Origin of the sequence: Streptosporangium sp. NBC_01639 (assembly GCF_045209755.1) — a bacterium.
GTDB lineage: Bacteria > Actinomycetota > Actinomycetes > Streptosporangiales > Streptosporangiaceae > Streptosporangium.
Genome location: NZ_CP109272.1, coordinates 819,252 through 831,395, shown reverse-complemented (window position 1 = coordinate 831,395; position 12,144 = coordinate 819,252). Strand labels below are relative to the sequence as shown.

The 12,144-nt window shown below is 71.7% G+C and carries 6 protein-coding genes and 1 pseudogene; 5 read left to right on the top strand and 2 right to left on the bottom strand.

The window, feature by feature from the left end; translation table 11 throughout:
• Positions 1–40: 40 nt before the first annotated feature.
• Positions 41–1,246: a cysteine desulfurase-like protein gene (locus tag OHA77_RS03705; protein ID WP_406316125.1), complete on the bottom strand. Its 1,206-nt coding sequence runs from the start codon at positions 1,244–1,246 to the stop codon at positions 41–43.
• A gap of 318 nt (positions 1,247–1,564) precedes the next feature.
• Between OHA77_RS03705 and OHA77_RS03700 the strand changes: the two genes are divergently transcribed.
• Positions 1,565–4,420 carry an AAA family ATPase gene (locus OHA77_RS03700; RefSeq protein ID WP_406316124.1) on the top strand — a complete coding sequence of 952 codons (2,856 nt, stop codon included), beginning with the start codon at positions 1,565–1,567 and terminating at the stop codon, positions 4,418–4,420.
• A gap of 141 nt (positions 4,421–4,561) precedes the next feature.
• Here OHA77_RS03700 and OHA77_RS03695 read toward each other — a convergent pair.
• Positions 4,562–4,621: pseudogene (locus OHA77_RS03695) on the bottom strand (hypothetical protein); the annotation flags it as partial.
• Between the two features lie 174 nt (positions 4,622–4,795).
• Here OHA77_RS03695 and OHA77_RS03690 point away from each other — a divergent pair.
• From OHA77_RS03690 to OHA77_RS03675, 4 genes are read left to right on the top strand one after another with little or no spacing between them, the layout of a single operon-like run.
• Positions 4,796–7,174: a hypothetical protein gene (locus OHA77_RS03690; RefSeq protein WP_406316122.1), complete on the top strand. Its 2,379-nt coding sequence runs from the start codon at positions 4,796–4,798 to the stop codon at positions 7,172–7,174.
• Positions 7,175–7,188: 14 nt separating this feature from the next.
• Positions 7,189–8,328 carry a hypothetical protein gene (locus OHA77_RS03685; RefSeq protein ID WP_326822064.1) on the top strand — a complete coding sequence of 380 codons (1,140 nt, stop codon included), beginning with the start codon at positions 7,189–7,191 and terminating at the stop codon, positions 8,326–8,328.
• Between the two features lie 9 nt (positions 8,329–8,337).
• A complete protein-coding gene (locus tag OHA77_RS03680) occupies positions 8,338–9,552 on the top strand; it encodes a WD40/YVTN/BNR-like repeat-containing protein (protein WP_406316121.1) in 1,215 nt (404 codons plus the stop codon).
• Positions 9,553–9,554: 2 nt separating this feature from the next.
• A complete protein-coding gene (locus OHA77_RS03675) occupies positions 9,555–12,074 on the top strand; it encodes a S8 family serine peptidase (protein ID WP_406316120.1) in 2,520 nt (839 codons plus the stop codon).
• Positions 12,075–12,144 lie beyond the last annotated feature (70 nt).

Sequence of the window (12,144 nt, the reverse complement as noted above, 5' to 3'; positions counted from 1 at the left end):
TTCTTGATCGTTATCAGCGCCGACGGCTGTCCGCCGGTTTTCACCCCCGGAGTTCGCGTACACCCTTCAGGAGCCGGTCCACGTCGGATTCGTCGGTGTACGGCGCGACTCCGGCGCGGATCGCCCCCGTGTCGCCGAGGCCCAGCCGGCGGCTGCACTCCAGCGCGTAGAAGGTGCCGGCCGGTGCGTTGACCCCACGCGCGGCCAGGAACGCGTAGCCGTCCGCGGGGGCGACGCCGTCGACGGAGAACAGGGTCGTGGGGGTGCGTCTGCGGTGCGGCGCGCCGTGCACGGTGATCCCGGCGATCTCGGCCAGTCCCGAGTCGATCCGGTCCAGCATGGCGTTCTCGTGCCGCTCCAGCGCGGCCATCGAGCCGGCCAGGCGTTCGCGCCGGGTGCCGCCGGTGCCGGGCACGAGACCGGCGAGGAAGTCGACCGCCGCCGTCGTGCCGGCGAGGAGTTCGTAGGGGAGGGTCCCCAGCTCGAAGCGCTCGGGCACCGCGTCGCTGGCGGGGAGCAGCTTGTCCGGGGCGATGGTCTCGAGCAGGCTCGGATCGGCGGCGAGCACGCCGAGATGCGGGCCGAGGAACTTGTACGGCGAGCACGCGTAGAAGTCGGCGCCGAGCCGGCCGACGTCGACCAGGTCGTGCGGGGTCAGGTGCACGCCGTCGACGTAGAGCCGTGCTCCGGCCGCGTGCACCCGCGCGGCGATCTCCGGTATGTCCGGCCGGGTACCCAGCAGGTTCGACGCCGCCGTGACGGCCACGAGCCGGGTGCGTCCGGTGAGTGCGGCGGCGACGGCGGCGACGTCCAGTTCACCGGTGCCGGGGTCGAATTCGGCCCAGCGCACCGTGGCCCCGCGTGACTCGGCGGCCTGCACCCACGGCCGGATGTTCGCGTCGTGGTCCAGGCTGCTGACGACGACCTCGTCCCCGGGCCCCCAGTCCTTGGCCAGGGCGCGCGCCATGTCGTAGGTCAGCTGCGTCATGCTGCGGCCGAACACGATGCCGCCCGGTGTGCCTCCGAGCAGATCGGCCATCGCCTGACGCGCCTCGACAACGATCTCGTCGGCGCGGCGTTCGGCGGCGGTCCGGACGCCCCGGTTGGCGACGGCGGAGCGCAGGGTGCCGGCCACGGCGTCCGCGACCACGTCGGGGACCTGTGAGCCGCCGGGGCTGTCGAAGTGCGCCGCCCCCTCGGCCAGCGCGGGGAAGTGTGCCCGTACCGCTGCCACGTCGTATGCCACGGAACCTCCAGGACCATCGTCTGTCTGTGCCCGACGGCACGACGATATGCCCTGCTGGCAAGCTCTGCCGGCGCCGCCCTGATCAGCATCAAGCCGCTCCGCCGACCATGGAAGGACACCCATGGGTTCGTGGAACCCCGCCCATCCGGCGTGACAGTCGGGTCGTCACGCTGACCAGGAAGCGAAATCAACTCTCAGTCGAATGCCTCAGCCGACCACACGAAGGTCGAGGCTAAGCCTGGCCAATTTCGCGGTAGTGAGGTATACGGATATGCAGTAATGAATGGAATCAGCGGATCAAAACCCGAAATATCAGTGTTGGTCGGGCGGGATGACGAGAGGGCCACGATAGTCGGGGCGCTCACCCGATCGGCCGCGCTCGTCCTGGTCGAGGGCGAGGCGGGCATCGGCAAATCCCGTCTGGTCGACGAGTGCCTGGCCGCCCCCGAGTTACACGACCGCCGCGTGCTGATGGCGGTGTGCCCGCCCCTGCCCGAGCCCTTCCCGCTCGGCGCCGTCGTCGACGGGTTGCGCCCCTTTCACGACCAACTCAGCGGACTCGACCTCAGCCCGCTGGCCGGAGCCCTGAGGCCGCTGTTTCCCGAATGGGGCGATCTGCTGCCACCCGCGCCGGAGACGCTCCCCGATCCACGGGAGACCCGCCATCGGCTCTTCCGGGCGCTGACCGAACTGATCGACGGCCTCGGCGTGGACGTGCTGGTCGTCGAGGACGGGCACTGGGCGGACGCGGCGACGCTCGACTGGCTGCTGACGCTCTGCGCGTCGGGCGGCGGCAGACGCTCGATCATCGTCACCTACCGGCCGCTGGAGGTCAGCGAGAGCCTGTTGCGCCTGACTTCGCGCCTGCCCAGGGAGATGACCCAGGCCCGACTCACCCTGGAGCCCCTGGACGTGCCGCAGACCTGTGAGTTCGTCGCGTCCATGTTCTCCACCACCGAGGTGTCGCAGACGTTCGCGGCGTTCCTGCACGAGCACACCGGCGGCATCCCGCTGGCCGTGGAGCAGACCCTACAGCTGCTGCGCGACCGGCGGGACATCTTCAGGTCGGAGACCGGCTGGCGGCGCCGGATCATGGGGGAGTTGCAGGTGCCGCCGACGGTGCGCGACTCGGTGCTGGAGCGGGTGGCCAGGCTCCCCCCGGGAACGCGGGCCGTCCTGGAGGCCGCGGCCGTCCTGGAGGCGCCGGCGGACGAGAGTCTGATCGCCGCCGTGGCCGGGATGGAGGAGCCCGTCGCTCGCGACGGCCTGGAAGCCGCGCTGGCCTGCGGGCTGATGCGTGAGGCCGGGCGCGGCGCGTTCGCCTTCAGCCACGTGCTGGCCTCACGTGCGGTGCGCGACGCCGTTCCCGCCTCGAAGCGACGTCTGCTGCACCGCCGCGCGGGCGAATCCCTCCGCGAGGGCGAACACCCTCCCGTCGTACGGCTGTGCCGCCACTTCAGGGAGGCCGGCGACGTCGGCGAGTGGTGCCGTTACGCCGAGGCCGCCGCCGAACTGGCGCTGGAGTCGGGCGACGACCACACGACCGTCGCCATGCTGCACGACCTGCTGACCACCGCCGACCACACGCTGGAGCGGCGAGTACGGCTGACGCGCAAGCTCGGTGAGGCGGCGAAGCTCAGCGCCGAGCCGCTGTCGGAGCTGGGCGAGCGGGTGCGGGCCGCGCTGGAGCGGGTGCTCGCCGACCCCGCGCTGCCGCCGGACGAACGCGGCGAGCTCAGGTTCCGGCTGGGATGGCTGAAGCTGCATCTGGGCGAGTTCGAGCACGGCTCGGCCGACATGGAGGCCGCCCTGCCGGATCTGGAGCACCAGCCCACCCTCGCCGCACAGGGCATGCTCTTGCTCGCCGCGCCTCTGACCGGGGCCTGGCCGGCCGAACGGCACCTGATGTGGGCGCGGCGGGCCGTCGAGCTGTTCCCGCGTGTCCAGGGTCCGGTGGAGCGCCTGGTCTGCCTCAACAACCATGCCCTCGCCCTGCTCATGCTGGGCGAGCAGGAGGGCTGGCGGGTGGCGGGGGGCGTCCCGGGCTCGGCCGAGAGCAAGCCGGAGCGTCGGGAGATCGCCCGAGGGCATCTGATCGTGGCCCAGAACGCCCTCATCTGGGGGCGCTACCGCGAGGCCGCCGAAGGGCTGGCCACGGGGGGTGCCATGGTGAAGGACCTCGGCTACCACCGGCTCACGGACACCGTACGGATCGGCGAGGCGCGGCTGGCCTGGCACACCGCCGAGTGGAGCGGCCTCGACGGCGTGCTCGAGGACATCGCCACCTCGGACTCGGCCGACACGGTCTCGCGCCATGAGGCCCGCCTGCTCCAGGGGCAGCTCGAGCTCGCCTCCGGAGCCCGGCAGCAGGCCGAGCGGCGGCTGCGCGAGGTGCTCGCCCTGAACGCGGTACGCGGGCCGGCGGACCCGTTCGTCTTCCCCAACGCGTCGCTGGCCAGGATCGCCCTGTCCGACGGGGACCCCACGGGCGCGCTGGAGTTCACCGGCCCGCTCATCGACATGATCGCTCGCAAGGGCGTCTGGTTGTGGGCCACCGACCTCGTCCCCGTCCACCTGGACGCCCTCGTCGGCGCAGGACGGCTGGCCGACGCCAGGGCCCTCGTCGATTCCTTCGCCGCTGGGCTGGCCCGCCGCGACCTGCCCGGTCCGGCGGCGTCGCTGGACACCGGCAGGGCGATCGTCGCCCAGGCCGGGGGAGAGGGGTGGGCGGCGGCCCTGTTCGCCGAGGCCGCACGGGCGTGGGCGGCGCTGCCCCGGCCGTACGACGAACTGCTGGCCCTGGAGCGGCAGGGACAGTGCCTGCTCGGCGGCGACGACCACGAGCGGGGCCTGGCCGTGCTGTCCGAGGCGCAGCGGCGGCTGAGGGACCTCGGCGCGCGCTGGGACGCCGACCGGGTGGCCCACCTCCTGCGCGGGCACGGCGTGCAGGTCGCCCGCCCCTGGCGCGGCGGCCGCAAAGGGTACGGTGAGCGGCTCTCGCCCCGCGAGGAGGAGATCGTCGACCTGCTGGCCCTCGGCTGGACCAACAAGAAGATCGCCGAAAGCCTGCGGCTGTCACCGAGGACCGTGGAGCGGCACCTGAGCGCCGCCATGCGCAAGGCCGGCGTCTCCTCCCGCACCGCGCTGGTCATCGCGGCACGACCGGCTTACTGACTCCGACACCGACACCGACAGGAAACCGCCGGTGGCGGCATTAATTGGGTGATTTGCCGACTCGCGACGCCGGTCACGCCGGGTGATCATGCTTTTCATGGAAGACGATCAACACCAACCTGAGCTCGACGGGGAAGCGTCTCAGAGCGAGGCGCCCCAGAGCGAGGCGCCCCAGAGCGAGGCGCCCCAGAGCGAGGCGCCCCAGAGCGAGGCGCCCCAGAGCGAGGCGCCCCAGAGCGAGGCGCCGCCCTCCCCGGAGCACGAACCCCTTTAGCCCCCCGCATGTTCCGCATGCCGTTCCGGCACGGGACAGAAAGCCGAGGATCGATGAAGGCCCAACGATTAGTGACCGGATCGTGCCTGCGTCCGGTTCGCATGAGCGCGCTGGCCATGGCGCTCGCCCTGGTGGCGGGCGCCGGCATGGCGGGCTCCGCCGCAGCGGCCCCTGCGGCGCCGACCGTACAGGACCCGGCTCCACCGCCGGCCGCCACACAGGATCCGGCCGCCGCATCGCCGAAGGTGTCGACGTCCACGGTGACGCTGCTGACCGGGGATCGCTTCCAGGTCGACGTGGCCGAGGACGGCACCCAGCAGACGCGCCTGCTTCCGGACGGGACCGATGCAGCCGGGGGCACGTTCAGCCAGTTCACCTTCGGCGGCGACACCTACGTCGTGCCCGCCGAGGCAGCGCCCTACTTCGGCAAGACCATCGACCCGAGGCTGTTCAACGTCGGCTACCTGGTGCGGGCCGAGCTCGACGACGAGCACACCAAGAGCCTGCCGGTAAAGGTGAAGGCCACGGCGGCGAAGGCCGACGCGCTGCCTGCCACCAGCCTCACCAAGACCACCGGCGGCACCTCCACCGCCAAGGTGACCAAGAAGAACGCCCGCGATATGGGCAGGCTGCTGGCCGAGCGGTGGCGTGACGCGGGCACCTCCGCGGCCGCCGGGATGCTGCCCGGCGTCGAACGCATCGACCTCGCGGTGCCCAAGGGCGCGCCCGAGCCGCCGCCGTCACCGACCTCGGCCCAGCCGGCCCTCGCCCAGCAGGCCGGCAAGCAGACGAAGTACCGCGCGCTGACCATCGATTCCATCGGCCAAGACGGCAAACCCGGCGTGATGATCGGCTTCGCGCACAACGTGGACGACGGAAGGCTGGCGAGCTTCGGGCTGGCCTACCCGGGCGAGGGCAAGAAGTCGTTCATGGTACCGGAGGGCACCTACAGCTTCGAGGTCAGCGTCTTCACCGGCCCCGGCAGCGACCTGAGCACCAAGGCGGCCCTGGTGGTCAAGCCCGAGGTGCGGGTCACCTCCGACATGACGATCACTCTGGACGCCCGGACCGCCGTGCCGTACCAGGCGAACCTGGCCGCGCCCCCGCGCCCGGACATGCCGCGCCTCGACGCGCTGTCCTTCGTGCGCACCAGCGCCGCAGGGGACACGACCGGCGTGTCCCCGTCGGGCCTGGTGTTCGGGATCCTCATGCGGGTCGTATCCTTCGCGCCGAACGGGAACCCGACCCTGTTCGCGACCCCGACGCAGCCGGTCACCAAGGGGCGTCTCGACTTCATGGCGATGACGACACTGGCCGAAGGGGCGACGGGCGGCCCGGAGATGGGTTCCACCTACGAACTGCTCTTCCCGTACGGCGGCGCGGTCCCCGCGTCGATGACCCACACCATCAAGGCGTCGGACCTGACCACGGTGCATTCGGCGCTGTACGACTCGCCGTCCGACGACCCCTCGCCCGGCCCGCTCAACAAGCTCACCTACGCCTTCCTGCCGTGGGGCTGGACCGACTTCGGCTTCGGCGCCGAGCCGGGCCCCGGCGAGCGGACCGACTACCTCTACAGCAGCCGGCCCGAGCAGGTGGTCTGGCAGAGCGCCATGGGGCCCGATCGGGGCGAGCGAATCCACGGGCCGCGCCGCAGGCTCCAGCCGGGGCAGGTGATCCGAGAAGACTGGAACCGCGGTCCGGACGCGCCGTCGGTCGCCGCCGCCTACGTCTCCCGCCCGCAGCGCAGTGTCAGCGGCGACCCCGACTCGTCGGTGCCCGACCCGTTCCTGCAGGTGTGCACGGCCTGCCGGCAGGGCAACCTGCTCCTGGCCTACCTGCAGCCGTACAGCGACTCCGACCCACTGCACTACGCCTACGGCGGATTCGAGTCCTCGGCGGTGGAGTTCTACCGCGATGGCAAGCTGGCTTACACCGGGCGGGACTTCTTCCCGGCCCCGGCGGTGCTGCCGTTGCTGCCGCGCCCGGCGGAGTACCGGCTGAACTGGGCCTCGAGCCCCCTGGGCAGAGCGGACGCGCCGAGTTCCACAGACTGGACGTTCCGTTCAGGACCAGGGGACGCCGCGGCGGCGCTGCCCGGAAAGATCCAGTGCGCGGACGCCACGCTCGGCTGCTCGTTCCTGCCGCTGCTGTTCGTCCACTACGACCTGGCGCTGGACTTCGAGTCCAGGGTGCAGCCGGGGCGGGCCTTCGAGGTGGCCTTCAAGGTCTCCCGCCAGGAGTCCCAGCCGGCGCCGAGCGGGGTGCGGGCCACGGTCGAGGTGTCCTACGACGACGGCGAGACCTGGTCGCAGCCGCAGGACGCCCCCGCGAAGGCGGGCGGCATGTTCGCGGCGTCCGTCACGCACCCGGACTACACCGACGCCGGGCGGTGGGTGTCGCTGCGGGTCCAAGCCCGCGACGCAGACGGCAACACCGTCACGCAGACCAACATCCACGCCTACCGGCTCGCCGGCTGACCGGGAGACGCGACATGCGAACCACACTGACCACCCTGGCCGGCGTCGCCGTGATCACGCTGCTGACGGCGTTCGCCCCGGCGGCGTCGGCTACGCCCCCGGCCGGACCGCCGGCCACCGCCGCCTGCCTCGGCGGAGCCCCGGCCTGTCTGAAGGTGGCCGCCGACGCCCCCTCCGGCATGCTGACCGCCAAGGATCTCCAGGAGGCCTACCGGCTGCCGAGCGGCCGTCTCGGCGGCGGCCAGACCGTCGCCGTCGTCGTGCCGTACGGCCACACCACCGCGGAAGCGGACCTGGCCGTCTACCGGGAGGACAACGGCCTGCCCCCCTGCGACAAGGACTTTCCCTGCTTCAGAGGGATCGACCAGCGCGGCAGTGACACCACGCCGCCTTCCTCTCCGAACTGGGGCGTGCACGCCGCCGTCGGCCTGGACCTGGCCTCGGCCGCCTGCCCCAACTGCAAACTGCTGCTGGTCCAGGCCGACGACGAGACCTTCGACAACATGGCGGCCGCCGTCGACCAGGCCGCCGCCCAGGGCGCGAACGCCGTCGCCGTCATGTGGGGGGTCCCGGAATACGAGGGGCAGGCCGCCCAGGCGGCCCACTTCGCCCACCCCAAGGTGGCGATCACCGCGCCGTCCGGCGCCGGCTTCAACACCACCGGCCGGCAGCTCCTGCCCGCGGCATACGCGAACGTGGTCGCGGTGGGCGGCACCGAACTGTACCGGGACCCGTCCACCACCCGAGGCTGGAACGAGTCCGCCTGGATGAGCACCGGTTCGGGCTGCTCCCTGTATGAGCTCCGCCCCTCCTGGCAGCGGCAGGGCGCCTGCGGAAGCCGGCGCACGGTAGCCGACGTGTCCGCCGTCGCCTCCGACAAGACCCCGATCCGGATCTACAGCGGTGCCACCAGCGGCTGGGGCGGCGTCTCCGGCGTCCCTGTGGCGGCGGCGTTCATCGCGGGCGTCCACGGCCTGGCCGGTACCGACTCCGCCACCCCGGCCGCCAAACGGCTCTACTCCGGCTCCCGGTACCTGTTCGACATCACCGCCGGCGCCAACGGCGCCTGCAACGGCAGCAATCTGTGCGCCGCCGTCCGCGGCTACGACGGGCCCACCGGTGTGGGCACCCCCAACGGCGCCGGCGCCTTCTAGGAGACCCCCATGACAACGACAGCCCGCCAACGGGTACGGCGGACGGCCGCCACCGCCTCCGCCACCGTCCTGCTCGCCACGTTACTGAGCGTCACCACCGGCACCCCGGCCGGTGCCGGATCGGTCTGCACCCCGGCCTGGAGCCTCATGCCCGCCTCCGCCATCGCCCCTGACAGGGACACCGAGGTGGTCGGTGTCAACGTGTTGTCCGCCACCGACGTCCGCTTCACCGAGAACCACTCCAACGCCGGCACCCAGACCCTGACCTGGAACGGCAGGAAGCTCACGGAGAACGGCCCGCAGATCCCTCAGCCGCCATGGACCCGGTCGAGCTTCCAGGCGGACAGGGGGTCGTTCGACTCGGCCAAGAGCGGCTGGGTCAAGACCAGCCTGCTCCCCGGCTACTCGCCGAGCACGCTGGCCCGATGGGACGGCAGCCGGTGGACGCTGGTGCCTGGAGCCGTCTCCCCGACGCCGGAAAAGGGCGCGGCCACGGTTCACGGCATCGCCTCGCTGGCCCCGAACCTCGCCTGGGCGGTGGGCGACACCTCCGACGGCGGCGCGCTGATCGAGCGCTGGGACGGCACCGAATGGACCGTCGTCGGACACCCCGCCGCCGACCGCCCGCGCGACACGCTGATCGCCGTGCGAGCGTTGTCGGCGACCGATATCTGGGCGTCGGGCACCCACCGCGACCCCGACACCGGCCGCTACCAGCCGATGATCCTGCACTACGACGGCACCACCTGGACCGAGACCGCCCTGCCCGGCATCGAGTCGGGCGGTAGCCTGCAGTCGATCGCCGCGACCGGGCCCGACGACATCTGGGCCGGCGGCTGGAAGGGCACGGAGACCCAACCGGAGCCGCTGCTCCTGCACTGGGACGGACAGAGCTGGACCGAGGCCCCCGCCCCCGCGAACACGCCGGGGGGAAGCCAGTTCCACCGCCTGTACGCCCCCGCCCCCGGTGATCTGTGGGCCATCACGCTCGGCGCCGATCCGTCCTTCCGGGTGATGCACTGGACCGGCGGCTCCTGGCAGCGGGTCAAGCCCCAGGGTGCCGTGCCGGACACCTACGAGTTCTACTTCCACGACATCGCGGGCACCGGCCCGAACGACGTGTGGGTGGTGGGCGCCTCCACTTTCACCGAGCCCTCGGATTTCGGCTATCCGCGCGTGCGGACCCGACGGCTGATCGCCCACCTGAGCTGCGGGGGTAAGTGACGATGAAGACCATCCGCAAGGCACTCGGGGCGGCGGCCGCACTCGCGCTGATGACCTTTACGCTCGCCCCGGCTCCCGCCGCGCAGGCCGCCCTCGCCTCCAGGGTGCTGGAAACCCATGCCACGTCCGACAGGGTGCTGGAAACCTACGCCACGTCCGAGACCGCCTCCTTCTGGGTACGGATGGCGGACAAGGCCGACTTATCCGCAGCCAGGAAGATGATGAATCGCACCACCCGCGGACAGGACGTGGCCGACCGGCTCAAGTCCACCGCGGACCGCTCCCAGGCGCCGCTGCGCAAGCTCCTCAAGGCCGAAGGCCTCACCTCGAAGGCGTTCTGGGCCAGCAACGCCGTCTACGTCGAGGACGCACCCGAGTCCGTCGCCCGCGAGATCGCCGCCCTGCCCGGTGTCGAGGAGATCCGCCCGTCCAAGACGTACACCATCCCCAAGCCCGTGGCGGGCCAGCCCGCCGCAACCGCTGAGACGGGCCTGGCCTGGGGAGTGAGCAACATCAACGCCGACGACGTCTGGGCGCAGACCGGCCGCCGCGGCGAGGGCATCGTCGTCGCCAATGTCGACACCGGTGTGCAGTTCGATCATCCCGCTCTGGTCAAGCAGTATCGGGGCAACAACGGCGACGGCACCTTCACCCACGACTACAACTGGATCAACCCCAGCAACAACTGCGAGAGCGCCGCCCCCTGCGACACCCATGGGCACGGCAGCCACACCATGGGGACCATCGCCGGCGACGACGGCGCCGGAAACCAGATCGGGGTCGCCCCGGGGGTCACCTGGATCGCCGGCAACGGCTGCCCCGGCGGCTCCTGCCCGGACACCGATCTGCTCGCGGTCTCGCAGTGGATGCTCGCCCCAACCGACCTGTCCGGCGAAAACCCGGACGTGTCGAAGCGCCCCCACATCGTCAACAACTCCTGGGGCTCGAACCCCTCCGACGACCCGCTGATGGAGGACATCCAGCTGGCCTGGGCCGCCTCGGGGATCATGGGTGTCTGGGCCAACGGCAACGAGGGCCCCGGCTGCAAGACCTCCGGCTCACCCGGCAGTCGCAGCATCAACTACTCGGTCGGCGCCTACGACGCCAACAACAAGATCGCCAGTTTCTCCAGTCGCGGCCCCGGCCAGGACGGCCAGATCAAGCCGAACATCTCCGCCCCCGGCGTCAACATCCGCTCCGTCCATCCAGACGGCGGCTACGTCGCCATGAACGGCACCTCCATGGCGACCCCGCACGTCACGGGTGCGATCGCACTGCTGTGGTCGGCCCGGCCCGAGTATGCCCGCGACCCCGACGCCACTCGCGTGCTGCTGGACCTGTCCGCCATCGACACCGCCGACACCTCCTGCGGAGGCACCGCCGCCGACAACAACGTCTACGGCGAAGGCCGCCTGGACGCCCTGGCTCTCATCCAGGTGGGCGCCACCGGCAGCTCGACCGTCGCCGGCACCGTCACCGACGCCGGCACCGGACGGTCCGTCGCCGGAGCCGCCCTCACCATCACCGGCCCGTTGACCCGCACGGCCACCCTCGGCACCGAAGGCACCTACTCCTTCAGTCTCGTCGCGGGCGACTACCAGATCAGCGTGACGGCCTTCGGATACCAGACCGGCACCCGCGCGGTCACCCTCACCAAGGACGGCAGCCACACCGTCGACATCGCCCTGGTCCCGACTCAGCGGGTCGACCTCACCGGTACCGTCACCGACGGCTCAGGCCTGGGCCGGCCCCTGCCCGCCTCCGTGGTCGCCGACGACGGCAAGGGGCACCGCTGGAGCGCCGACGCCGACCCCGGCACCGGCGCCTACACCCTGCCGCTGCTCCCCGCCACCACCTACACCCTCACCTACACCACCAAGGAGCCCGGCTACGACCCCGCCACCCGCCGGCTCGACCTCGGCGAGACGGGCCAGCGCCTCGACGTCGGCCTCACCGTCAACCTCGCCTGCACCGCCTCCGGCTACCAGGTCAGCCGGGACGGCAGCACCCAGCCGTTCAACGGCACCACCAAGCCCAAGGGCTGGACCGTCACGAACGTCGACATCGGCATCCCCAACTACGACCACCAGCCCGGCTGGGTGTTCAAGGACGCGGGCAAGCGCGGCAACCACACCGGTGGCGACGGCGGCTTCGCCATCGTCGACTCCCGCAACTCCGGCATCGGCCATATCCAGGACACCTACCTCACCAGTCCCGCCTACGACCTGACCGGTCGCACCCAGGCCGCCATCGAACTCGCCCACGACCTCAAGCCGGCCGTCAACTCCACCGCCACCATCGAGCTCAGCCTCGACGGCGGCCGCACCTGGGACGCCGTCTGGAGCGTCACCCGATTCCCCGGCGCCCCCGGCCCCGCCACCCAGGTCGTGCCGATCCCCCAGGCCAACGGCAAGACAGGCGTCAAGTTCCGGCTCTACTACCAAGGCCAGCTCTCCGGCTGGTGGGCAGTCGACAACGCCTTCGTCGGCGACCGTACCTGCACCCTCGCCGCCAAGGGCTGACCCGACCCACGGCTACAGGCGCGCCGCGCCGGGGACCTCCACGTCCCCGGCGCGGCGCGCACGATCGACC

What these genes read in the sequence shown, in the direction of transcription:
- OHA77_RS03675 (WP_406316120.1), top strand. Translation starts at nt 9,555, where the DNA reads ATGAAGACCATCCGCAAGGCACTCGGGGCGGCGGCCGCACTCGCGCTG.
- OHA77_RS03685 (WP_326822064.1), top strand. Translation starts at nt 7,189, where the DNA reads ATGCGAACCACACTGACCACCCTGGCCGGCGTCGCCGTGATCACGCTG.
- OHA77_RS03680 (WP_406316121.1), top strand. Translation starts at nt 8,338, where the DNA reads ATGACAACGACAGCCCGCCAACGGGTACGGCGGACGGCCGCCACCGCC.
- OHA77_RS03690 (WP_406316122.1), top strand. Translation starts at nt 4,796, where the DNA reads ATGAGCGCGCTGGCCATGGCGCTCGCCCTGGTGGCGGGCGCCGGCATG.